Origin of the sequence: Xanthomonas vasicola (genome assembly GCF_000772705.2) — a bacterium.
Classification (GTDB): Bacteria; Pseudomonadota; Gammaproteobacteria; order Xanthomonadales; family Xanthomonadaceae; genus Xanthomonas; species Xanthomonas vasicola.
Genome location: NZ_JSBW02000055.1, coordinates 13,168 through 38,031 on the forward strand (window position 1 = coordinate 13,168; position 24,864 = coordinate 38,031).

Here is a 24,864-nt window from a genome sequence, read left to right on the forward strand (position 1 = left end):
ATGCGCGCGCTCAGATGTACGGCCGTGCTGTTGCTAGCGCTGCTGCTGTCTGCCTGCAGTCAGCAGTTGTACTCGGGGCTCACCGAAAACGATGCCAACGACATGCTTGCGGTGCTGCTGCGTGCCGGAGTGGATGCGTCCAAGGTGACGCCCGACGACGGCAAGACCTGGGCGGTCAACGCACCGCGTGATCAGGTGGCCTACTCGCTGGACGTGTTGCGCGCCCATGGCATGCCGCATGAGCGACATGCCAATCTCGGCGAGATGTTCAAGAAAGACGGGCTGATCTCAACGCCCACTGAAGAGCGTGTACGTTTCATCTATGGTGTGTCGCAACAGCTATCGCAGACCTTATCGAATATCGATGGCGTGATTGCGGCGGATGTAGAAATTGTGCTGCCGAATAACGACCCACTCTCCACATCAGTCAAACCCTCGAGCGCTGCGGTGTTTATCAAATTCCGTCTCGGCAGCGATCTGACCAGCTTGGTGCCCAACATCAAGACGCTGGTGATGCATAGCGTGGAAGGGCTCACCTACGAAAACGTCAGCGTCACGCTGGTTCCGAGCGGTGCGGAGAGCGATGCGTCGTTCGCGACGTCGGCGCCGCCGAGAGGCTGGCCATGGCCATGGCTGGTCGGGAGCGCGCTGGCAGTGTGCCTGCTGGCTGGCGCGGCGGCGCTGTATTGGTGGCCAAACGCCGATGGGCGCCGTTGGGGCGGTTGGCAGCGTCTGCGTGAGTTGGGCAGGAAAAAAGCCGGGTGAGGTGAGGGATGGAGAGCACGCAGACCGAGAACACGGCGCGGTGGATTCAACGCTGGGCGGCCATGCTGTCTGACTTGGCGCACGGGTTGGATGCCGACCGGGTGGCCTATTGGCTGGGTCCGGTTGCGGCGATGGGCTGGGCGTCGGCGCCCGCGTACCGGCGCTTGCGCGTGATCCAGGCATGGTCGGGGTGGTCGGGCCTGCCGCTATCGGCGCTCGATCCACCGGCGAGCCAACTGGCGGTGCTCACGCCCGCGTTGCTGGCCAAGGTGATGATCAGCCGTGCGCTGTTTTCGCGTGGGTTGGCGGTGCGCCGTTGTATCGAGCGTGATCGCCTGGACTGGTTGGAGCAGTGCGTAGGGCCGGCCGTGCTTGAACAGCTGCGCCAGCACGCGGCCACCGGGTTAGCAGTGCCGCTGTTGCCGCGCGATGCCGATCAAGCGGCGTGGGTTGGCGATGGCTGGCGTCGGCTGGAGGCCGATGGCGTGTGGCCCAATCCGGTGGTGGCCAAGCTGCTCTCGCTGTCCTTGCCGCTGGGCGCTGCGCAGATTGCACCTGTTGCAGCAGACGGTGCGAGCGATGCGTTCCTTTCCGCGCTTCCCACGTTGATGCCGGAGGCCCTATGCGTCTCTGGCTGAGGTCAACGCCCGAAGCAATCGGCCTGGATTGCGATGTCATCCCGCGCGAGGCATTGGCCTCGGTGCTGGCACTGGATGAGGCAACCGCCCAGGTGCATGCGCGTTGCGCGCAGACGCTGGCCGAGGCGCATGCACATGCACAGACGCTGATCGACGATGCGCAGCAGCAGGCCGAGGCGATCCTGAAAGATGCACAAGAAAAAGCCGAGCGCAGCGCACGCCTGGGCTATGCAGCCGGCGTGCGGCGTCAGCTGGACCATTGGAACGAGAACGGCCTGCGCCATGCCTTCGCAACCGACGCGGCCGCAAAGCGCGCACGCGAACGTCTGGTCGAGATCGTCGCGCGGACCTGCGAGCACGTCATCCATGGGCACGATCCTGCAGCCCTGTATGCACGTGCTGCAAAGGAGTTGGAGAGTGCCCTGGACGAAGCGAAAGCACTGCGGGTAAGCGTCCATCCGGATGCGCTGGACGACGCGCAGCGGGCTTTCGATGCCGCTGCGACAGCAGCAGGCTGGACGATGCCGGTAGAGCTGTGTGGTGATGCAGCGCTGGCCTTGGGCACCTGTGTGTGCGAATGGGACACCGGGGTGTTCGAAGCCGATCTGCGCGATCAGCTGCGCAGTCTCCGGCGTGTCATTGGCCGTGTGTTGGCTACGCCACAGGTGCTTGCGGATGCGTGCTGAGATGTCGCTGCTGGAGACGGCGCTCGAAGGCGAACTGGCCACGCTCGCGTTCGGTCGTCGTTATGGCAAGGTGGTCGAAGTCGTTGGCACCATGCTCAAGGTCGCCGGGGTACAGGTCAGCCTGGGCGAAGTCTGCGAGTTGCGCCAACGCGATGGCACCTTGTTGCAGCGCGCAGAGGTGGTGGGCTTCAGCCGCGACCTCGCCCTGCTGGCGCCATTCGGTGAGCTGGTGGGGTTGTCGCGCGAGACACGCGTGATCGGATTGGGGCGCCCGTTAGCCGTACCGGTCGGACCGGCGCTGCTGGGGCGCGTGCTCGATGGCCTGGGCGAGCCGGCGGACGGACTCGGGGCGGTTGAGTGTGAGACCTGGGTGCGGGTCCAGGCGCAGGCGCCCGACCCGATGCGTCGGCGCTTGATCGAACAGCCCATGCCCACCGGGGTGCGGATCGTGGATGGTTTGATGACGTTGGGTGAAGGCCAGCGCATGGGCATTTTCGCCGCCGCAGGCGTCGGCAAGAGCACCTTGATGGGCATGTTTGCGCGCGGCACGCAATGCGATGTCAACGTCATTGTGCTGATCGGTGAACGTGGGCGCGAGGTGCGCGAATTTATCGAGATGATCCTCGGCGAAGACGGGTTGTCCCGCAGCGTCGTGGTGTGTGCCACTTCTGATCGCTCCTCGATCGAGCGCGCAAAGGCCGCCTACGTGGGCACTGCCATCGCTGAATATTTTCGGGATCAAGGCATGCGCGTGCTCCTGATGATGGACTCGCTGACCCGTTTTGCCCGCGCGCAACGCGAGATTGGACTGGCGGCCGGCGAACCGCCGACGCGCAGAGGCTTTCCGCCTTCGGTGTTCGCTGAGTTGCCGCGCCTGCTCGAACGTGCAGGCATGGGCGAGAGCGGTTCCATCACCGCGTTCTACACCGTGCTGGCCGAGGACGACACCGGCAGCGATCCGATCGCCGAAGAAGTGCGCGGTATTCTGGATGGGCATCTGATCCTCTCGCGCGAGATTGCTGCCAAGAACCAGTACCCGGCGATCGACGTGCTGGGCAGCCTGAGCCGGGTGATGAGTCAGATTGTGCCACCAGAGCAAAGCCAGGCCGCTGGCCAGCTGCGACGCCTGTTGGCCAAGTACAACGACGTGGAGACCCTGCTGCAGGTCGGCGAGTACCGCGAGGGCAGCGACGCAACCGCCGACGAGGCGATCGCCAGAATCGATGCGATTCGCGACTTCCTCTGCCAACCAACCGACCAGCTCAGTGGATATGAAAGCACCCTGGAACAGCTCGCCAGCGTGATTGACGATGCGTGACCGTGCCCGTACCTGGACAGCCTTGCAACAGCTGAAGACGCGCCGTTGCGAGCGAATGCAGGACCGCCTGAGCGAATGCAAGCATGCACTGGAGCACTGCGAACGCGAGCTCGCCAGATGCAGTGAGGAAGCCAACGCGTGCAGCACACGCTTGGCTGCGTTCGATACAGCGTTGCTCGAAAAGGCCGGTGTGGGCGGCTCGATCGATATCGACACGATCTTGCAGCACGAACACTTCCGAACAGTGCTATTAGACGCCTGCCGCGCGTCAGAGCAGGCGCAGGTAGCAGCTCGGCAGTCAGTGCAGAGCGCTCGCGATGAGCTCGTGTCCGTGCAGCAGGCGGTGAGCAAACTGCAGGCACAGGCACAGCTGTATGAAGAAAAGGCGATCCGTGCGCGCCGTGCCCGGCAGGCGCAACGTGACGCAGCAGAGGAGGAAGAGGCGATCGAGACGCTGGTTGCGCTGCGATCGCATCGTGCCGCGCCAGGGGGGGCGCGATGAGCGATATCGCCAACGCGCTGGTGGCCCTCTCCTCGCAGGGCTTGTCGCTGCTGACCTTGCTGGCGCTGTGCGGCGTGCGTGTCTTTGTGATGTTCACGGTGCTGCCGGCAACCGCGCAAGACAGCCTTCCCGGCATGGCGCGTAATGGCGTCATTTATGTTCTGAGCTCTTTTATTGCCTACGGGCAACCAGCCGACGCGCTGGAGAAGATCCAGGCCGCCGGCCTGGTCGGTGTGGTGTTCAAAGAGGCCTTCATTGGCATGTTGATCGGTTTTGCGGCATCGACGGTCTTCTGGATCGCCGAAAGCGTTGGCCTGCTGATCGATGACCTGGCCGGTTACAACAATGTGCAGATGACCAACCCGCTCAGCGGTCAGCAAAGCACGCCGGTGTCCACGGTGTTGTTGCAATTGGCGATCGTGTCGTTCTACGCCTTGGGCGGCATGTTGATGTTGCTCGGCGCGTTATTCGAATCGTTCCGCTGGTGGCCGCTGAGCCAGCTTCAGCCCGACATGGGAGCGGTGTCCGAGTCGTTCGTTATCCAGCAGACCGACGGCATGATGGCCGCGGTGGTCAAGCTCTCCGCACCCGTGATGTTGGTGCTAGTGCTGGTGGATCTGGCCATCGGCTTTGTGGCGCGCGCCGCCGACAAGCTCGAACCTTCCAATCTGAGTCAGCCAATCCGTGGGGTGCTGGCGTTGCTGCTATTGGCGCTGCTGACCAGCGTGTTCATCGCGCAATTCAGCGAATCACTCGGTTTCCTGCATTTCCAGCAGCAATTGCACGACGCCGCCCTCATGAGTGGCAAGGGGGGCGCGTCGCATTGATCTTTATTGAGACTTTCGCTGTCGCGTAGTTCATACACTGATGGCATGACGGTGGATTCACTCAACCGGCCGCGCTGCGCGTGCCGGCGACGTCGCACGCAAAGTTGCGGCCGACGCCCAATCCAAGGCGTCGCCGCTATCGACTTCTTTTCACTTGCCTCGCAGAGGGAACGCCATGGCTCATGTATGTACTCCAGTCCACCGCCGACGCGCTCCATTGGCCGCCGTTCTGGCGCTCAGCCTACTGGCGCTGTTGCCGCCGCATGCCGATGCGGCACAGGTGCCCTGGCACTCGCGCACGTTCAAATACGTTGCCGACCACAAGGATCTCAAGGAAGTGCTGCGTGATTTGTCCGCCAGCCAGTCCGTGACCACCTGGATCTCGCCGGAGGTCACCGGCACGCTCAGCGGCAAATTCGAGGCATCCCCGCAAAAATTTCTCGACGACCTTGCCGCCACCTATGGCTTCGTCTGGTACTACGATGGCGCCGTGCTCAGAATCTGGGGCGCAAATGAATCCAAGAACGCAACGTTGAGTCTGGGTACCGCCTCGACCAAGGCGCTGCGCGATGCACTTGCGCGCATGCGTCTGGACGATCCACGTTTTCCAGTGCGCTACGACGAGGCCGCGCACGTTGCGGTGGTGTCCGGGCCCCCTGGTTATGTGGATACCGTTTCGGCGATTGCCAAGCAGGTGGAGCAGGGTGCGCGTCAGCGCGATGCCACCGAAGTACAGGTATTTCAGCTGCACTATGCGCAAGCAGCCGACCACACCACACGTATCGGTGGCCAGGACGTACAGATTCCGGGCATGGCGAGCCTGTTGCGCGGCATATACGGCGCACGTGGCGCGTCCGTCGCGGTGATGCCCGGGCCGGGCGCCAACTTTGGGCGGGTACAGCCGATTGGCGGTGGTTCTTCCAACACCTTCGGCAATGCGGGCCAGGGCCAGGGCGGCGGAGCCAACGGCATCCTCGGGCTGCCTTCGGCATGGTTTGGTGGGACATCGCCGTCAGATCGCGTGCCAGTCAGTCCGCCATTGCCCGGTAGTGGGCCCAGTGCGCCCGCAGGTTCGCCTGCCAGCGTATGGCCGGAGCTCACCAAGGGGCGGCGCGACGAATCCAATCCGATCGACGTCGGCAACGGCGCAGAACTCGCCTCCGATGCTCCGGTGATCGAAGCCGATCCGCGCACCAATGCCATCTTGATCCGCGATCGACCGGAGCGGATGCAGAGCTACAGCACCCTGATCGAACAGCTGGATAACCGCCCCAAGCTCCTGCAGATCGATGCCACCATCATCGAGGTCCGCGATGGCGCCATGCAGGATCTTGGCGTCGACTGGCGCTTCCATAGCCAGCATACGGACGTGCAGACGGGCGACGGCCGTGGCGGCCAGTTGGGTTTCGACGGCGCACTGAGCGGCGCTGCAACACAGGGCACGATGACACCGGTCGGCGGGACGTTGACGGCGGTATTGGGGGACGCCGGACGCTACCTGATGACGCGTGTGTCGGCGTTGGAAACGACCAACAAGGCCAAGATCGTCTCGTCGCCACAGGTCGCGACGCTGGACAACGTAGAGGCGGTGATGGATCACAAACAGCAAGCGTTCGTCAGGGTCAGCGGATATGCGTCGGCGGATCTCTACAATTTATCGGCTGGAGTGTCGTTGCGGGTCTTGCCCAGCGTGGTACCAGGCTCATCGAACGGCCAGATGCGTCTGGATGTGCGCATCGAAGACGGACAGCTGGGATCCAATACCGTGGACGGCATCCCGGTCATCACCTCCAGCGAGATCACCACCCAGGCCTTCGTCAATGAAGGGCAGAGCCTGCTCATTGCCGGCTATGCCTACGATGCGGACGAAACCGATTTGAACGCAGTGCCCGGTCTGTCCAAGATTCCGCTGGTGGGCAATCTGTTCAAGCACCGCCAGAAGAGTGGGTCGCGCATGCAGCGGTTGTTCTTGTTGACGCCACATGTTGTTTCACCCTGAGGGCCTGCTGAAAAACATCGGGTGGCGGCCGGTAGGCGATAATGCCGCAGTTGCTGGTCGTTTCCCGAATGCACCCGGAAACCCGGTTGCTCCTGATATCTCAAACAACCCCGGCAGCGTTTGGGAAAAACGAAACATTTAATGCCAGATGCGTGAGTGTTTGTATTATCCGGAGCGGCTAAGGCCTTCACTAGGGAGGCGCTGAACGGCCGTCACTGGGAATCAGTATGTGCCACTCATGCATTTTGGTTCTTGTGCGATGCTCGCGCCCGCCTGGGCACTAAGTGGCAGCATTACTGGCTGCTCTAGGTTCCCCATGTCGGCTAGATCGGTGCCTGTGGCAGACGGCCAGAGGCAGCGCGGGACACTGGCAGCGATTGCGCAAGAGCGCTTCGCAATGCCTGGCCGTCAGCATCCCCCATGGGCCGGTGAATTGGCACAGATCATCTGGTCGAATGACGATGGCTTGGTGATGTGCGCTTGCACGCAGAACAAGGCTCACGCTAGCAGCAATGTCCGATTCGTGAAGGTGCTCCAGGGAACAAGATCGGGGCATTTGATGAGGCGTTGAAGCCGACACTGCGCCGGTCGCTTGAGACGCGTTCTGTATCACTCGCCCTGCTGTATGCCGGGCAAAAATGCGAACCTGATGTGGGCGGCGAATGTTCATGGATACATCGGTCACGGCATTGCCGATTTCGGTAAGGAACGTTGCCGGTACCCTGCACCATCTCGGTCCCAGATGGGCGCAGCCGCCACCCTGACGAAGCCTGCAGGCTGACGCGTGAAAGCGGCAACCTGCAGGCCGTGGTCGGTAGGGGGCGACCAACAGCTGTTTACTGCATCGATCCGGTGTCGTTCGAGAAGCTCAAGATAGAACCCAGCCCGCCATCGAACCCACCACCGAAGCCACCACCGAAGCCACCACCGAAGCCACCACCGAAGCCACCACCGAAGCCACCACCGTTTTGCGCTTGGAGCATCTCTGAGACGATATACATGAGCGCCTGGGTCGCTGGCGACAGGCCTTTGGACTGCCCACCCTTACCGTTACCCGATCCAGAATCGTCACCCTGCTTCGCACCCTGACCTTCTTTGGCTTTGTTGCCTCCCTGAAGCAGGGCATTGATGATGAATGCCAGGAACTTGTCCAGCTGGGCTTCGCTGATGCCTTGTTGGCCCTGACCTGAACCGGACTGAGTGCCATCGAGCGGGCCGATCTGCAGCGCGCTGGAAAAGTTAGCGGTGTTTGCGTTCAAAGAATTCATCGTTACGACTCCTCTCTGATTAACTGGGGTTTGTCTTTCACTCGGTTGCCGAGTCTGAGTATCGGCATCTAGGGGGCGCATTGCTGCCCCGAACCAACAATAAAGTGGCAAGCGATCGCCGACAGAGTGTTTGCGAAATTGCGCTTGTGCGTGCGAAGGCAGAAACGAAAAAGATGATTTCGGATCGAGAACAAAATCCAGGACCAGTTTTTTAAGAGGTTTTTTCGCTTGCTTGCTAAGTGCTTCGCCGGACCTGAGTAAATTGCGTACAGCTGGCGTTATGGTGCCGCGGTCGAGCGCCGTGGGTCGTGTGTGCCGGCGCTCGACTCACATGGAGACCTATCTTCAATCGAGATCGAGGTAACGAAAAATGATCGATTCAACGATCGCCCACCAGCATGTCGAAAAAGAATTCAGTTTTCAGTTCGAGCCCTGCTCTTCGTCAAAGCAACGTATGCGCGCGCAATGGTCCGGAGGTGATCGTCGGGCAGGCGCCGGGCCGCAGCGCATTTTATTTGCAGCAGTGCTGGCGTGCGCGGCACCTTTCGCGCGCGCGGATTGCTTTGAAGAGGCCGCCGGCTATCAGCACGTCAACCCCTGGGTGTTGCGCGCGATTGCCTGGCAGGAGTCGCATGGTCGTGCCGACGCAATCCATCGCAATAACAACGGTACGATCGACTACGGGAGGATGCAGATCAATTCAATCCATCTGCGGCGCCTGTCCAATTACGGCATCTCCAAAGACGCCTTGATGCACCCGTGCGTCAGTGTGTACGTGGCAGCATGGCGACTACGGGAGATGACGAACAAATACGGAAATACCTGGGCCGCTGTAGGCGCTTATCATTCGGAAACGCCCGGGGAGCGGGATAAATATGCACGTGCCATTCATTCGATTTTGATCAAGCGTGGCGTGGTTGCTGACTAGCATGAGTGTGAGCGTAGTAGTGCGTGTGGTGCTACACAAGACGTGCAGAACGCTGGGGGTATGGCGGGTCGCGGGTCTTTCAAAAGGATTGGCGCGTTGACCAGAGAACGCGTCGGCGCATGGCGGATGTACATGCGGCGTCGCACATGTGTCGCCTGAAGAAGCCAGTACTGCTCCAGCAGTCGTAAAAGAATGTTGGAAGCGCGCCTGAGGCAGCTGGCAACGCTGCTTTGCAGGCGCTTGACAGCAGCAGCTGGTGTGCGGAAACGGCATATCTCGCGGACACTGTGACGCCTCCGCGCCGTGCGCAACGGCCCGGGATGACGACGTAGTGTTAGCCGCTCTTAGACGAATTACCCAACTGCTGGGACACGCACTGCTGGCTAGCCAGCAGTGCGTGTCCCATGGAAAGTTGCGGCTTGGATGCTGGGCTGCTTGATCGCTTGCGCAGCTGAGTGATTGTTACGCTTGTAAAGGTTGCCTGCGAGATGCTTCGGCTTCGCGAACGGCCGCTGCAGCTTGCCAGGTGCCCGCAATTGTCCTGTATTGCATACCGGCGGCCATGCCGGCCAACGTATTGGAGAGCAATGCGCTGCGTGCGGGCGCCAACCCGAGCCAGGTGCCAATCATGTTGATTGCAGTACCAAATGCGACGTTGGAATTGATAGCGGTTGTGCGTGCGACCGAATGGTCCATGACGCGCTCATAGTCTTCGCGCTTGCCCTTAAAGGCTGGTTCCCAGATCTGCTGGGTCCCGGCTTCGTCGGCTTCGTGCTGGGTGACATTGATCCAGTCAAGCGTTTCCAGGCCGACATTTAAGGCTGTCGTTACCGCGGCTTGCCTAAAGTGAGCTCTTGTTGCCTCGCCCATGTTGAAAGGTGACATCAGGCCTGCCCAGCGCTGCCTAGCCGATGCAAAGTCTGGCGCCTCCAGCTCGTTCGATGCCAGGTTGGTCATGACGTTGGCCATGCCGTAAAACCTGCCTGCGCTGGTGACGTGGGGATCGCTGATGCCACCATTGGTCGGTGCCCGCGTTCCCACCATGCGAAATGTCGCCTGGATGGAATCGCGGGCCGCAGCATAAGGGGCGATCTTGAGCTCACTGGCTAGCAGCCTGGCTGCCATCTCAGGTCGGCCAGAGGCCTTGCCCGCAGCACCTATGGCGATATTGCTCAGGATGCCGGCAAGCGCGAGCCGGGTGACCACATCCGAATAATGTTGCTGCTCACGCCTTTTGGAATGACGTTCGTCTTCAGATAGTGCTTCCCACTGTTCGAGATTGAGATTATGAAAGCCTCGCGCAGCCGCGTCTGGGTTGCGGTTCTCGCGGTTGCGTCGCAGCGTATGCAGCGCCAGATGCAGCGTGCCCGACACCGCTTGCAGGGCGACGACCGCTTCGGGTGGAAGCTGGCGAAGCGCAGCAAATAATCCTTCGCCCAGCAATTCACGCGCAAACGTAGTTGGTCCCACGGAGGTGGTCTGGTGCACGAGGTGTCCCAGCGCAGCCCCCAGGTATTGTTTGTCGAAACTTATCGGTAATATCCCGCGCGCTGCAGCTGCGACCGCTGTCGCGGTCGGCCCGAGTACGGTGGTTACTCCACGTGCTGCACCAGCTCGGACTGATGCAGCCAGCGTACCCAGACGGGCCGTGGCTGTCGTTGAGGTGGACGGATGCACCTGGAGATCGGGTTGTGCGGCTTGTTCTTGCGTGAGAGAGGGTGGGGGCGACGACGTGAAGGAATCTTCAGCGTCATAGAAGTGCTCGCCGGTGCTCGCTTCTGCGTGCGCGGCTTGCAGCCGCGGGCTCTCATGGGGTGACTGGCTTGTGTCAGTAGCGGTTTCATACACGCTGTCGCTTCCCGTGCTAAGACGTCGTCCTGATGGTCTACGCGGCAGGGCGGACAATGCAGAATCCCCCGCAGGCGTCGGCGTATCGCCGTGTCGTGGTTCTGATGGTATTTCGATCACACTATCTGGGCCGGTCGCTTGCGGTTGCCGGGAAGCACTAACTGGAGAGATCGTCGTCATGGCAGGTCCTTGCGTTGGTGGGAAGCCGCGTAAGATCGCCAGGGCCTACTGGGCTGGCGATGGATGGCGTCAGACGATGAAGACATCACTCGAGAGATGCGTGGTGGCGACAGCTTCGATTGCAGTGCCGGTATCGCTCATCGCAGATCGAGGCATCGATCGACAAACCAGGCGCGGCATGCGGCACGCTGACCCCGGCATGTGCATAGGCCCGGCTCAGCTTTCCGTGCAACTACGCTGCGAACGTCTTAGCTTGCAATCGAGATGCGCAGGCGCACCTGGTACCGGCGACCACCTTGTGTGGTATATGTCATCGTCATCGGCGGCTCGAAAATTGGCATGACTCCCGAGATTCTGGACACATATATTGCGAAGGGATCATTCCGCATCCGAAAATTCCATTTGTGTGTTCGCAGAAAATGTGCTCCTACTGCGCATGCCTTCGCATAAACGAATGCATTTACGCGTGTGCTGGCGATGCTGTGCTAGGCGTGATTGACCAACGCCAGCACTTGCGCGTGACCCAACAGCGGAGTGACGATGCTATGTTGCGTGAGCGAACGCCCGGGAGGTGTTGTTAACTTCGAAAAGCATGGCTGTATTAGGAGTATCAAGCCGTGGGGCAATAAAGCGCAAAAATGCCAGGGTTTGCGTCAATTGCTTATAGATACGTATCAGTATTTTGCATGTTTGATCCATGCTTTGATTCTTCCCTGTTTTTCATCACTAGGAGCCCGGTGGGCCGGATGCTGCGTAGGGCGCCGCCACGACAAAGGCAAGGTGTGAGCGATGCACCATCTTCAAGCGAACGCTGAGAGCGCTTTCCAATTGCGATGGCATCCATCAAGAGACGGTGGCGAAACGGTTCTGACCGAATAGTTCTGACCGATACTGGAATCCAGGTCACCTCCCCACCATTTCTGGTGATATGCCTTAGCGCATATCGTTACTCGTCTCTGCGAGACGCACTTTATCTAACATCGCTCGGCCCAGGTCATGCATCCTCTGATCGGTGCGCAGGTCGAACGGATGCATCGGGCCATCAAGTGAGAGAGCCAAGGTCAACTGCTTTCAACACGACAACCACAGATGACGGCAACAGTATCTGGCCGATTTGATCGATGTTGACAGCTAAGGTGGTCGGCGCGACGCTTTGAAGGATCTGACACCGTAGGAATTCAGCTGCAAGCAGTGAACAAGCGAGCCCGAGCATTCAAGATGGATTCGATCCATCCCATGCCTGGATTCAACACCCATTGAGTGCTGCGCGGGGGCACCAAGCCCGCAAGCCTATCTGCAGCAGATGCTGCGGAAGAGGCGAAAGCATCCGGGCTCATGTTTCACCGGGCTTATAGAGTGAATGCAGTCGTCCCGCCGCAGTGCCACTGCAGCGGGACGATGTTGCTTCAAGGTCGCGCTATGGATAGCGCTCGGAGTGCCGTTAGCTCATGCACTGCGACACCATCGCTGTATCGGAGGAGCAGCATTCAAGGCTGTCCTGCTCAAGTCAGGATCAACTCACAGCATTTCCGGCGGCGGGGCAGTCGCCTTGGAATGCTGCTTGCCGCGTGCATGTTCGATGGCGGTTCGCAGTTTGCGCGCGGCGCCGGTCACGGCGGAGGCGGTGGTTTCAGCACTGTTGGTGGCCGCAATCGGCGGCAGGCCGGCGACATGCGCCTCAATGCTGCAGGTTCGATCCGCCGCGCCGCCGCGCTGACCGTTCTCATCGCGCAAATGCACTTCCACACGGGTGATGTCGCCGGCGAAATGCGCCAGCTGAGCGGTGCAGGTCTTTTCGACATGCCCCACAACAGATGGGTCGTGCGGCACGTGCTTGTCGGTCTGGATCTGAATCTGCATAGAGTGTCTCCTTCGCGGTCATCCGCTACGTCTGCCGCAGCGGTGGCTTGATTCTGCGTCAGCCGAGTGTTTTCGCAAAGTGACAACCATGCTCGCCCATTCATGCGAGGGTAGGGTGTCGATGGTGTTGTCGCCGACCTCGCCGCCGCCGATGCTGTCGGCGTAGCGAGGTCTGCAGTCGGCCCGGTATAGGCAGGCCTGCCGGGGCTGAATGGCAGTACCGGGCGATCGGCTCGACCGAGGGCGGTGCCTTAAGATGCCGGCACCCGCGGTAGTCCGCGCCTGCTCGATGCCTGCCTGTGTCCGAATTTCGATTTGTCTTGGGTGCCCATCGGGGCGTATTGCCGCGGTTGCTGCTGCTTGCCGCGTTGTGGGTGGTCTGCGTAGGGACGGCCGTGGCGCAGGACGACGACACCCTGCTGGAGACCGCGCAGACCCAGCTGGACAGCATGCAGAAGGTGCTGACCCAGGCCGAAGCGGGGATGGAAAAATCAGACACCGACCAATTGCGTAAGCTGGCTGACGATGTCACCGGCGCGCAGCGCCAGGCCCAGGATCTGGCACGCTCGCTGGAGCCGCCGTTGAAGGAGTTGTCTGTTCGGCTGGCGGGGCTTGGCGAAGAGCAGAAGACCGACCCAAAGGATTTGAAGGACCAACGCACCGTGCTCACGCGCGAGCGTAACGGGCTGGATGCCGAGCTCAAGCGGGCAAACCTGCTGGCACTGGATGCCCAGGATCTTGCCGACCGGCTCGAAGGCGAACGCGCCCAGCGCTTCAGCGAGAAGCTCTCTGCGCGCGTGGCCTCACCGCTGTCGCCGGCGCTGTGGAATGAGATCGCCCAGGAATGGCCCGACGACCGCGCGCGTTTGCAGGCTCTTTCCGACAAGGCTGTGCAAGCGGTGCGCACAGGTACAGCGACCAACGGCATCGGTGGCCTGGTAATCGGGACGCTGGCGGCATTGGTGCTGGCGTTCCCACTGCGCATCTTCTTGCGTCATCTGGGGCGGCGGTATGCGGCCTCGCGTGCGCCCGGTGGGCGCCTGCGACGCTCCGGGCTTGCGCTGTGGTTTCTGCTGGTCGGCACGCTGAGTCTGGGCATGGCCGCATGGGCACTGGCCGAAAGCGTGCGCGCGTTGAGCGAGCTACCTACGGATCTGGAGCAGCTGCTGAGCGCATTTGTGGTGATCAGTTTTGTCGCCGCCTTCGTCGGTTCGCTCAGCGCCAGCTTGTTGATGAAGCACCAGCCGACCTGGCGTCTGTTCCCGCTGGACGATGCCACTGTCGACCGTTTGCGCGTGCACTGTCTGGCCACGGCGGCCGTAAGCTGGTTCAGCGGCATGGCGATCAGGATCAATGATGTCGCGCGCAGCAGTGTCGCGTTGACGACAGCGACCGATGCGGTTGCCGCGCTCTTGTACGCGGGTTTGATCCTGTCGGCGTTGGCTGGCCTGAGCCTGTCATTGCGCGCGCATGCAGCCAACGTGGGTGCGGCCGACGCGGACAGCAGCGCACCGCCACCGGTGGTGTCGCGCGGCGGCGGCTACATCGTGTTGATCCGTCTGCTGGGCCATGTGGCGGTGATCTTCGCGTTGGTGGCGGCGTTGTTCGGCTACATCAATCTGGCGCTGTTCGTCGAGCAGCAGATCATCTGGATCACCCTGGTGTGCAGCGTGCTCGCACTGCTGGTGATGTTTGCCGACGACCTGACGACCTGGGTATTCAAGCCGGAGAGCCGTTTCAGCCGCGCGCTAGCGCATGCATTGAATGTCGGCAGCGGACGGTTGGTGCAGGTGGGGTTGTTGATCTCCGCGGCGGTACGGGTGCTGTTGGTACTGCTGGGCATCGCTGCACTGGTGACGCCATACGGCGCCAACATCGCCGCGGTGACCGGCTGGCTGGAAAACGTCTCGCACGGCATCGCGATCGGTAAGGAGCTGGTCATCACGCCCAGCGACGTGGCCCGGGCGCTATGCGTGTTCCTGCTCGGCATGGGTCTGGTGCATGTGGTACAGAAGTGGCTGCTCAATACGTATCTGCCCAAGACCGAGCTGGACGCCGGGGCGCGTAATTCGATCAGTACGGTGGCGCGTTATCTTGGCTGGTTGATCGTTGCAGTGTGGGGGCTTACCGCGCTGGGTCTGGATTTGAGACGCTTGGCGCTGGTGTTGAGCGCGTTGTCGGTGGGTATCGGTTTCGGCCTGCAGGCGATTACGCAGAACTTCGTGTCGGGGTTGATCCTGCTGGCCGAGCGTCCGGTGAAGATCGGCGACTGGGTGCGTATCGGCGATCAGGAAGGTGATGTGCGCAAGATCAGCGTACGCGCGACCGAAATCCAGGTGGGCGACCGTTCCACGTTGATCGTGCCCAACTCGGAGTTGATCACCAAGAGCGTGCGTAACATGACGCTGTCCAATCCCATGGGCCGTGTGCAGTTGCAGTTCTCGGTGCCGCTGGAAACCGACGTGGCCAAAGTGCGCGACATGCTGCTGGCCTTGTTCGCCGAGCACGAAAAAGTGTTGGCCGAGCCGGCTCCATCGGTGTTCATCGATTCGCTCGCCGGCGGGCATGTCAATTTCAATTCGTTTGCCTATGTAAGCAGTCCGCGCGATTCGTATGGCGTGCGCAGCCAGTTGTTCTTTGCACTGCTGCAGCGCATGGAGGCGGTGGGCATTGCGTTGCAGTCGCCACAGGAGATCCGCTTCAGCCGCGCAGGTGCAGCGGTGTCGCGCGATGCGGCCGATGGTACGTCTGCATCGGAGGACTGAGTTGGCGAGTTGTGCGTGGTCGCGCGGCAGTAGAGGCAGCTTGCAGGACTGGTGCGGCCATCTTTGACTGCAGCGATCGATGCATTCCAATGCTTAGGGCCAAAACTTGCGTAGTCGAGGGCGCGATGCCCTCACCGCTTGCGTGACACGCCGTGAACCCGTCCATTGGGGCCCGATGGCGTCATCCATGTGGCCAACGATCCCGTAAGCGGTAAGGACACCGCGCCAGAATGTCCACGCTCCACGGCAGTGCAGTGGCTCAGATCAGGAGCGGTCCGCCACTGGGATGTCCTTGACCAAGGCCAGATCGTCCACGCTGACGTCTTCGGTGTAATCGAGCCAGGCGCGGATCTCCAGGTCTTCGACCGCATGTTCCAGGCCCACCGGCATGCGGATGCGCCCGGCGGCGTCGGGCACCACCCATTGCTGTGCCAGCACGACGTTACGTTCGGACGACACCGCTTCGACCCAGAACGCGCGCGTGGGTCGGCGCTTGGTGTAGAGCTCGAGCATGTAGCGGCCGGCGTCGGTCTTGCGGGCAGCCTGGGTGAGCATGATCGGCTGGCGCACACGTGGACGTGGACCTTGCTGGGAAGCCTCCAGCGGCGCATCGACGGCGATGCCGCGCGTGAGGTCCGGGTCGCGATACAGCTTCATGTTCTGGTGGCGGTCCACCACCAGTGCGCACCAGTCGCCATCGGCTGAGCCGTCTTCGAATGCAGTACAGCGGTCGACATAGGCCAGCGTGCCTTTGGAATGCGTGCGGTCGAACTGACGCGAGGTGTTTTCCAGGTACACCGTTTTCAGGTTGGTGTCCTTGTCGTATTCCAACAGCACCGGCGGGCGAACCTGTTGTACGCCGACCACCACATCGCCATTGCCGTTGATGCGCAACATGCGCGTGCTGCGTCCGGTCCATAGCGTGCGCGCATAAGCCAGATAGCGTGGATAGTCCTTACCGCTGTCGCGGCTGGCGGCAACGCTGGCGCTGGGCGTGGCATCGCTGGCCAGCAGCGAGCGGCCAAAGCCGAGCGTGCGCATGCCAGGTTCCAGCAACTGCAGCAGCGTCGCGCCCGAATCGAGCGTGCTGCCTGCGCGCGTCACCACTTGTTGTGGTGCGATGTCCTTTCCCAGGAAGAGCAGCAGGTTCTCGCGCTTCTGCTTGGCCAGCACGTCGCTCAGATCGTTGGGCATTGCCAAATGATCTGAGGCGATGACAATGATGGTGTTCTTGCCATAGCGGCTATTGCGGATGCGCGCGACCAATTCGCCGATCAACCGGTCGCTGCATTTGATGGCGTGCAGCAGGCCGATATCGCCGAGTGCGCTGTCGTAGTGCTGGTCCTTGCAGGCCAGCGGCAGGTGGCCGGCCGGATGATGCGTGTCCATCGTGAGTGTCGTCAGCATGAAGGGTTGGCCGGCACGCGAGAGCGTCTGGAAGCTGCTCCATGCGTCCTCCAGCAATACATCGTCGTGCACGCCCCATGCGGAAAAGTGCTTTGGCGCCACGCCCTTGTCCTGGAAGTAGTGCACATCGTGCACCACGTCGAAGCCATGGCTGGACAGGAAACGACCCTTGCCGGCGAAGCTTGCATCGGCGCCGCCTACATAGTGATTGCGGTAGCCCTGATCCTTGAGGTAATCGCCTAAGCAACGCGCTTCGGGCAGGAACATGCCCATGCGGTCCATGCTGTTTTCATCGCCCGGCGCGGTGGTGAGCGGCACGCCGCACATCGAGGCGACCATGCCGGCAATGGTCCAGCCGCTGCCTTCGGTGGAGGTGAGATTGCGCACGTCCACCGCTTCGGTGGCAAGCGCGCGCAAGTTGGGCATCAAGCCCGGAAACACGTTTTCGTCGAAGTAGGTGCGCTCCAGGCTTTCGCCATAGATCCACACGATGTTCTTGCGCTTCTGCAGTGGTTGCTGCGGCACCTGGTATTCCGGCACAACGGTGGCGTAATCGACCGGACGCAACTGGTAGTACAGGCGCTTGCCATCGCGATACAGCGGACTCACTGCGATGCTGATCAGCAACATGCTCGCGAACCCTGCGAACACCGCAGCGCCACCGCGCGGACGTTGAAAGCGTTGCACCCGCACCAGCAGCAGCGGGCTCACCGAGAGCAGCAGCATGCCGACGAACACCGCGATATAACCGGAAAAATCGCTGACGCCGGCACCGTCCATATCGGCGCGCAGGTGATACAACGTGGCCGCGTTGATGCCGTCGCCACTGAGCCGGTCCACCAATCCCCAAGCGCTGAGTAGCAGCAGAAACAGTGACAACAAGCCAGCCTTGAGCCATGCCAGACGCGGCGAGGCGACCAACAACCACAACAAGAGCAACAACGAAACCAACAACATCCAATGCATGCGCAGCGTCCGTGGGGGAATGATGCGAGCGCGTGCCGGACGCCTTGCTCGCCATGTCCTGTGTGTCACCTGCAATGTGACACCCGGATGACGGACTATGCCGCGCCGAAGCTGACTGAAATGTTTGTTACGGCTGAGATCCAGCGCCGCGTCAACGCGGCAGCGTGCAGAGTAATTGCGCATCACCGCGTACCAATCAGCACATCACTGCTGAAACGCGTGCGGCGCCGAATCGCAATCGTACCCATGCATGAGGGGAGTTGTGCTCGCTGCAGCGTTGCTGCAAGCGACAGCGACGCGAGGTGTGTGGGATGAGTCTGTGCCCAGTACGCTTGTAATCGGCTATGCAGAGCGCGGTGCGAAATTCGCAAGATGTTCTAGTGCTTTCCTCGCACAGTTCGTTGCGTGTCCCACGCAGCACTGAATGCAATCTCGCAGGCAGTGAGGGCTGACGAACGATCCGAGGTACTTGACCGCTGCCGACCAAAACACCCGGATGCTGCCACAAAGATCAGCCGCTAACGGTGCCCACGCTCTTCGCGCGCACGCACGCGGCGGTCGAACAGCAGCGCGCTGACCACAATGCCCAGCCCCAGCACGACGCCGAGCAGGAACAGCACCATCGCAATCGCCGGATACCCCCACAGCTTCAAGCCGGTTTCGATGCGCATCATCTGCGCCGAGGCCATGATCAGCGCGGCAGTCACGATGCCGGCCGCAACGCGGTTGGCGATCTTCTGCAGGCTTTCCATCAGGTGCGATTCTTCCAGCCCGGTGACGCGCATCTGCAGGCGGTTTTCCGCAGCCAGCGACAGAATCTCCGACATGCGGCGCGGCCCTTCGCGCACCAGATGCTGCAGTTCCATCGCCTCGCTGGCCAAATTGGCGGCAGACAGCGATTTTTTCAGACGTGCCCGCATCACGTGCTGCAGATGGCGCTCGACGATGCGGCGCGTATCCATATTGGGCGACAGGGCGCGGCACACGCCTTCCAGATTGAGCAGCGTCTTGCCAAGCAGGCTCAACTCCGGCGGCGTGCGCAAACCGGTCGAGGTAGCGATGCGCACAAGATCCAGCACCACGCGGCCTTCGGAAGTGGCGTCGTGCGCGGCATAGCGCGCGATCATCTGCCCGGTTTCGCGCTGGTAGCGCTCTTCGTCGTAATCCTCCAGTCGCGTGCTGAGCGCAATGGTCTCTTCAGCCACTTCTTCGCCGCGCCCATCGACCGCGGCGAACAGCAGCTTGAGCAAGCGCTCCCGCAGGCGCGGCGGCACATGCGCCACCATGCCCAGGTCGAAGATGGCCAGGCGCCCATCCTGCAGCACGCGCAAGTTGCCTGGATGCGGGTCGGCGTGTATTTCGCCATGCACGAACATCTGGTCCAGATAGCCTTTGACCAGCTCTGCCGCCAGGTCGTCCATCGGCTGTTCGGTGCGGCGCAGACCGGAGATCTTGTCCACGCGCACGCCTTCGGCCAGCTGCATGGTCAGCACCTTGCGGCTGCTCAGGTCCCACACCGGTTGCGGCACCCACAGCAACGGGAACGGCTTGAGATGCTTGCCGAAGCGCACCAGGGTTTCGGCTTCGTCTTCATAGTTGAGTTCGGCGCGTAGCGTCTTGCCGAATTCCCCCAGCCAATCGGCAAAGCGCACACGCCGGCCGATGCCGGTGAGGCGGTCGGCGGCAGTGGCGAAGCTCTTGAGCACGTCCAGGTCCGAGCGCACCTGCGCGGCCACTTCGGGCTTCTGTACCTTGATGGCCACCGGCGTGCCATCGCGCAACGCGGCGCGGTGCACTTGCGCTAGCGAGGCGCAGCCCAGCGGGACAGGGTCGAAATGCGAGAACGCCTTGTTGACCGACACCCCGAGTTCTTCTTCGATGATCTGGCGGATGCGCTCCACAGGCACCGAGCTGGTGTTCTCCTGCATGCGCTCCAGCGCGGTGGCGAACTCCGGCGGCACGATGTCCGGCCGGGTGGACAGCATCTGGCCCAGTTTGACGAAGGTGGGGCCAAGCGATTCCAGGTCTGAGACGAACTGGTCCGGGGTGCCTTCCGCGGGCACTTCGTATTCGTTGATGGCCGCCGGGTCCAGATTCATGCCGGCGAACACACCCGAGCCGCGATAGCGCAGCAGCAGGCGCAGGATTTGCGTGCGCCGGCTCATGCCGCCCACCACGGCGTGATCTGCCGGGCCTGTGGCCTTGGCCGGTGCGCGGTGCGGGTCGTTCCGACTCAAGGCCATCTCCGGGGCGTCATGCAGGCGGCGAGTGTGGCCAGCGGCGGGTCGTCGCGTGGTGAATCCGAGTGCGCCTGCACCATGCAGGCACGCCTGCCCAAGGCCGGCGCGACCGACCGCAAGCGCACACGCGGCATGCTGGCATCGCCCCGGCAACGGCACGCATCAACCGCACAATGGCTGCTCATCACCCCACACGGGCGCCGAATCGGCGAGAATTCACGCATACCCAAGAAGGATCTCTGCATGGCCGGTGCCAGCCTGTTCACCCTGCTCGACGACATCGCCACGCTGCTGGACGACGTTTCCATCCTGACCAAGGTTGCGGCCAAGAAGACCGCCGGCGTGCTCGGCGACGATCTGGCGCTCAACGCGCAGCAGGTGACCGGCGTCACTGCCGACCGCGAGTTGCCGGTGGTGTGGGCAGTGGCCAAGGGCTCGTTGGTGAACAAGATGATCCTGGTGCCGGCGGCGCTGGCGATCAGTGCGCTGGAAGCTTGGCTGCGCGGGCGCGGCTACAACGTGCCGCTTGTGATGCCGTTGATGATGATCGGTGGCGCTTATCTGTGCTTCGAGGGCGTGGAAAAGCTGGCGCACAAGTTCCTGCACAACGACGAGGAAGAAGCGCAGCGGCATGCCGAGCGCACCCGCGCGCTGGCCGACGAGAGCGTGGACGTAGTGGCGCTGGAAAAGGACAAGGTGAAGGGCGCGATTCGCACCGATTTCATCCTCTCCGCAGAGATCATCGTGCTCTCGCTTGGCGTGGTCTCCGCCGTGTCGTTCGGGCAGCAGGTGGCGGTGCTGGTGGCAATTGCGTTGGCGATGACCATTGGCGTGTACGGCCTGGTCGCGGCGATCGTGAAGCTGGATGACCTGGGTCTGTACCTGACCAAGAAAGGCGCCGCGCTGGCCGCCTTTGGTCGCGGCATCCTTGTGGCGGCGCCGTGGCTGATGAAGTTCCTGTCGGTGGCCGGCACGCTGGCGATGTTCCTGGTCGGCGGCGGCATTCTGGTGCACAACATCCCGGCGCTGCATCACCTGGTGCTGGATCTGGCCAAATCCGCCGGCGGCATGAGCTGGCTGGTCGAAGCGCTGGGCAACATGCTGGTCGGCGTGGTGGCCGGTGCGATCGTGCTGGGCGCGGTGATGCTGTTTCAGAAGCTGCGCGGCGGCAAGAACGTACAGTGATCTTGTGCCTTAAGCGAAGTGATGTGCATGCTGCCGATCACGCGTCTGCGTTTGCCTGTGGTGCTTGTTAAGCTTGCGACAGATCATGTGTGGTCTGAGCTGATTGCGCTGGCATTGCCCTCTGTCCGACCGGTTTGGCCGGTTCCCAGGACAGACAACCGATGGGGTGCAGCATGCAGGAGAGGGTCAACGGTCGCGGTCATGCAGGCGGATCTGCGCCTGCATCCGCGCAGGCAGACGTGGCGAAGGCAGCCAATGGCGCGCACGCCGAACCGATCCACGCGGGCGCAGTGATCGGTCGCAGGCGCTTTCTGAGTTTGGGGGCAGCGGCAATTGCGGCGAGCACGACCGGTGCCCCGGCGCGGGCAGCTCTCCCTGGGAAACGCCAGATGCGGGCCACCTGGGTGACGAGTGTGCTCAATCTCGATTGGCCAAGCGCGGCGTCCTCGCGGATGGTCGACCCGGTCGCGCGTGTCATGGCCCAGCAGCAGGAATTGCTGACCATTCTCGATCAAGCCCAAGCGCTGCATCTCAATACGCTGGTCTTCCAGGTCAAGCCATGCGCCGATGCGCTCTACCGATCAAGGATCCTGCCGTGGTCGCAGGTGCTGACGGGCGTGCTCGGGAAAGATCCGGGTTTCGATCCATTGGCATTCTTGCTCCGCCACGCACATGCACGTGGCATCCAGGTCCATGCTTGGCTCAATCCTTACCGTGTTTCGACCGACATCAGCCAGGCCACGCTGGAGATGTTGAGCGCTGCGGCAAGCGATTCGCCACCCAGCGTGTATGTGCAGCATCCCGAGTGGGTGGGCGTGGCCGCCGACCGGCTGGTGCTTGATCCGGGCATTCCGGCCGTCCGTTGCTGGATCTGTGCCGTCGTTGCGGAACTGATTGTTCGTTACGACGTGGATGGTGTGCAGTTCGATGATTATTTCTACAGCGAAACCGCCCAGTCGCCACTGGACGATGCTCAGACCTACGCGCGCCACGGAGCAGGTTTCGCCGACAAAGGCGACTGGCGACGCGACAACACCTATCGATTGATGTGCGATGTGGGCAGGACTATTCGGGCGATCCGGCCAAGCGTGGCTTTCGGGGTCAGTCCGGCAGGCGTATGGCGCAATCGGCAGGACGACCCGCGCGGATCGGACACGCAGGCAGGCGCGCCCTCGTTCGATGTGGCCTATGCCGATACCCGACGCTGGGTGCGCGAAGAGCTCATCGATTACATCGTCCCGCAGATCTATTGGCCGTTTGCGCGGCAGATTGTGCGTTACGACGTCATCGCGCGCTGGTGGGCCGACACCGTCGGCACCGGGCGTGTGCAGCTCTACATCGGCATGGCGCTCTACAAGGTGGGTACACCCAATGCATTGGAGCCGGACTGGACTGTCGCAGGCGGTGTGCCCGAGATCGCCCGCCAGTTGGATCTCAATGCTGCCTTGCCGCAGATACGCGGTTGCATGCTGTTCCGCCATGGATTTCTTGCCCAGCCCCAGACCGCACAGGTGGTGGATTACCTGAAGCTGCGTTGGCAGGGCGATTAACCGGCGTTGATCACCCGGTTCTTGCCGGCCGACTTGGCGTCGTACATGGCGCGGTCGGCGCGGCGGATGACCTCGTCCTGGGTCTCGTCGGTATTCCGTAGCGCCACGCCGGCGCTGAAGCTGATGAACACGCGCACGTCGTCATGCAGCAGCGAGCGTTGCGACAACGCGCGCTGCAGGCGGATCACCGCCGCGCTTGCTTCGAAAATGGTCGAGTCCGGCAGCAGCAAGACGAATTCTTCGCCGCCGAAGCGGGCAATGGCGTCGGTGGTGCGCAGCACCGCCTTGGCCACGTCCACGGTGTGACGCAGCGCGGCGTCGCCACCGGCATGGCCGTGGGTCTCGTTGAGGCGACGGAAGTCGTCCAGGTCCAGCATCGCCACGCACAGCGGCTGGCCGCTGCGCTGGGTGCGCACCGCCTCGCGCTGGAACAGTTCTTCGAAGCCACGTCGGTTGAGCGCGCCGGTGAGCTGGTCTTCGCGCACCAGGCCGGCCACATCCTTGAGCTCCTGTTCGAGCGAGGCGATGCGTTGTTCGGAATCTTCCACCTGCCGACGTGCCGAAAGTAGTTCGTCGCGCGCTGCCAGCGCCTGCGCCTGCACACCGGCGGTGTCTTGCAGCAGATCCTGCAGCAGCCGGTTGAGGTCGGGAATGCCGCGCGCGTCGCCGATCGCCTGCGAATAACCGGCAACGCGGTCGTGGTATTCGCCGGTGCTGGTGGCCATGCCATCCAACCGGTCGACGAAGGACACCATCATTTCGCGCATGGCAGTCTTGGATTCTGCGATGCCCTGCTTGAGCAGGCCTTGCTTGTAGATCACCTCACGCAAGGTGCCGCGTGCCTGCTCGATGGAGCTGACGTCCAATGGGCCGGAAATCAGCTGCCGCACGACCGAGATCTGGCCTTGCAGCCAGCTGCGATCATCCAGGAGTTCGCCGACGTTCTCAAGCAACAGGTCGAACAAGCCAAGTAATAAGTTCTGTTGCTCACTGGCATCTTCAGCACGTAGGCCAATCTGATGGCTGAGCTCGCGCAGGCGCTGTTCCAGCGTGATCAGCTCGTGTCCCGGGCGCCAGTGGCGCAGTGCCGATGCCAGCGTCTGCGCTTCTTCGGCCAGCTCCGGGTTGCGTTGCAACAGCGTGGCCAGGGCATTGCCCAGCGCGTGGCGCAGCAGGTCGCACAGCTGCTCGGCCTCGGTGCGGCCTTCGGCCAGCGAATCGCCGATATCGATGGTGCGGATGTATTTGTCGATCAGCTGACGCAAGGCACGGCCATAGCCAGGCCAGTCGCCCGCTGCATACGCCGCGCCCAGGCGCACGCCCATGTCGCCAAGCTCGCCGTGCAGGCTGGCGATGCCTTCGGCGAAGGCCAGCAGCAGTGCCTCCGGATGTGCGGCATGCGAAAACAGCCGCATCAGCAACGCCGTGGCGGCGGCGGGATCGTGTGCGCCGGACTTGGCTTTGGCCGGCACCAGCTGATGCGCGGCCAGGCCTTGCCCGCTGCGCTCGCCGTTGATCACCGTGGGCATCGTGGTTGCGGAAGGGCGCGCGGTGTCCGTGCCGCCCCAGGGCAACAGGCGGCGCAGCCCGCCACGTGGACGGCTTGGGTGATCGGGCTGGTCTGCCATGCGCCACGGTCTCAAAAGGTCTTGTGCTGACGATCGTTATCGGCGCGCAGACGGGGTGCTTGAGCAAGCCGGGCCGCAGCGCGCAATGGCGGCGTGAGGGCGGTAAGCGAAGCCAGGTCGCGATAAGCGATGCAGGGCGCCAATGAACGAGTTACTCATATGACGGCGAACGCGGCTGAAATTTCCCGCATCCAGTGCATATCACTGCCTACGCACCGATACGGGGATGTTATCGCACTGCAATGTGGCACTTATGCCTGCGCACATGCGCAAATGTGCTTAACGGAATGTGGGCTGTCGCAGA

At 62.2% G+C, this 24,864-nt stretch carries 17 protein-coding genes; 11 read left to right on the top strand and 6 right to left on the bottom strand.

Annotated features, from left to right (window positions below; genetic code table 11):
- The 7 genes from sctJ (at nucleotide 1) to sctC (ending at nucleotide 6,735) form a co-directional block, all read left to right on the top strand.
- Nucleotides 1-765, top strand: coding sequence for a type III secretion system inner membrane ring lipoprotein SctJ (sctJ, locus tag NX05_RS15940; RefSeq protein ID WP_010367919.1), 765 nt, complete (start codon nucleotides 1-3; stop codon nucleotides 763-765).
- A gap of 8 nt (nucleotides 766-773) precedes the next feature.
- Entirely contained in the window at nucleotides 774-1,403 is a 630-nt protein-coding gene (locus NX05_RS15945; protein WP_010367920.1) for a type III secretion protein HrpB4, read from the top strand.
- A complete protein-coding gene (gene sctL / locus NX05_RS15950; protein ID WP_010377380.1) occupies nucleotides 1,388-2,089 on the top strand; it encodes a type III secretion system stator protein SctL in 702 nt (233 codons plus the stop codon). Before NX05_RS15945 ends, sctL begins: the two co-directional genes overlap by 16 nt.
- Nucleotides 2,079-3,407, top strand: a complete 1,329-nt coding sequence (sctN, locus tag NX05_RS15955) for a type III secretion system ATPase SctN (RefSeq protein WP_010367925.1) — start codon at nucleotides 2,079-2,081, stop codon at nucleotides 3,405-3,407. Before sctL ends, sctN begins: the two co-directional genes overlap by 11 nt.
- Nucleotides 3,400-3,909 carry a type III secretion protein HrpB7 gene (locus tag NX05_RS15960; RefSeq protein WP_039433122.1) on the top strand — a complete coding sequence of 170 codons (510 nt, stop codon included), beginning with the start codon at nucleotides 3,400-3,402 and terminating at the stop codon, nucleotides 3,907-3,909. Before sctN ends, NX05_RS15960 begins: the two co-directional genes overlap by 8 nt.
- Entirely contained in the window at nucleotides 3,906-4,736 is an 831-nt protein-coding gene (sctT, locus tag NX05_RS15965) for a type III secretion system export apparatus subunit SctT (protein WP_010367928.1), read from the top strand. The genes NX05_RS15960 and sctT overlap by 4 nt, the downstream gene beginning before the upstream one ends.
- Nucleotides 4,737-4,911: 175 nt before the next feature.
- Complete coding sequence (gene sctC, locus NX05_RS15970) at nucleotides 4,912-6,735, top strand: type III secretion system outer membrane ring subunit SctC (protein ID WP_026112365.1); 1,824 nt, start codon at nucleotides 4,912-4,914, stop codon at nucleotides 6,733-6,735.
- 836 nt (nucleotides 6,736-7,571) lie between these two features.
- On the opposite strand, the gene xopA is transcribed toward sctC, so the two are convergent.
- Nucleotides 7,572-8,003 (bottom strand): XopA/Hpa1 family type III secretion system protein, encoded by a 432-nt coding sequence (gene xopA, locus NX05_RS15975; RefSeq protein ID WP_053012867.1) that lies wholly within the window; start codon nucleotides 8,001-8,003, stop codon nucleotides 7,572-7,574.
- A gap of 370 nt (nucleotides 8,004-8,373) precedes the next feature.
- Between xopA and NX05_RS15980 the strand changes: the two genes are divergently transcribed.
- Complete coding sequence (locus NX05_RS15980; protein ID WP_010377396.1) at nucleotides 8,374-8,931, top strand: lytic transglycosylase domain-containing protein; 558 nt, start codon at nucleotides 8,374-8,376, stop codon at nucleotides 8,929-8,931.
- A gap of 462 nt (nucleotides 8,932-9,393) precedes the next feature.
- Here the strand turns inward: NX05_RS15980 and NX05_RS15985 are convergent, their stop codons facing one another.
- Nucleotides 9,394-10,959, bottom strand: a complete 1,566-nt coding sequence (locus NX05_RS15985; RefSeq protein WP_164722206.1) for a hypothetical protein — start codon at nucleotides 10,957-10,959, stop codon at nucleotides 9,394-9,396.
- A 1,518-nt stretch (nucleotides 10,960-12,477) separates the two neighbouring features.
- A complete protein-coding gene (locus NX05_RS15990) occupies nucleotides 12,478-12,819 on the bottom strand; it encodes an HPF/RaiA family ribosome-associated protein (RefSeq protein WP_010367940.1) in 342 nt (113 codons plus the stop codon).
- 341 nt (nucleotides 12,820-13,160) lie between these two features.
- On the opposite strand from NX05_RS15990, the gene NX05_RS15995 reads away from it, so the two are divergent.
- Entirely contained in the window at nucleotides 13,161-15,584 is a 2,424-nt protein-coding gene (locus tag NX05_RS15995; protein WP_039433113.1) for a DUF3772 domain-containing protein, read from the top strand.
- 264 nt (nucleotides 15,585-15,848) lie between these two features.
- On the opposite strand, the gene NX05_RS16000 is transcribed toward NX05_RS15995, so the two are convergent.
- Nucleotides 15,849-17,957 (bottom strand): phosphoglycerol transferase I, encoded by a 2,109-nt coding sequence (locus NX05_RS16000; protein ID WP_039433111.1) that lies wholly within the window; start codon nucleotides 17,955-17,957, stop codon nucleotides 15,849-15,851.
- Nucleotides 17,958-18,475: 518 nt separating this feature from the next.
- Complete coding sequence (locus tag NX05_RS16005; RefSeq protein ID WP_039433109.1) at nucleotides 18,476-20,200, bottom strand: ABC1 kinase family protein; 1,725 nt, start codon at nucleotides 20,198-20,200, stop codon at nucleotides 18,476-18,478.
- 240 nt (nucleotides 20,201-20,440) lie between these two features.
- On the opposite strand from NX05_RS16005, the gene NX05_RS16010 reads away from it, so the two are divergent.
- A complete protein-coding gene (locus NX05_RS16010) occupies nucleotides 20,441-21,382 on the top strand; it encodes a DUF808 domain-containing protein (RefSeq protein ID WP_010367950.1) in 942 nt (313 codons plus the stop codon).
- Nucleotides 21,383-21,543: 161 nt separating this feature from the next.
- Entirely contained in the window at nucleotides 21,544-22,932 is a 1,389-nt protein-coding gene (locus NX05_RS16015; RefSeq protein WP_104607735.1) for a glycoside hydrolase family 10-like protein, read from the top strand.
- Here NX05_RS16015 and NX05_RS16020 read toward each other — a convergent pair.
- Nucleotides 22,929-24,560, bottom strand: a complete 1,632-nt coding sequence (locus NX05_RS16020) for a GGDEF domain-containing protein (protein WP_039433105.1) — start codon at nucleotides 24,558-24,560, stop codon at nucleotides 22,929-22,931. The genes NX05_RS16015 and NX05_RS16020 overlap by 4 nt on opposite strands.
- Nucleotides 24,561-24,864 lie beyond the last annotated feature (304 nt).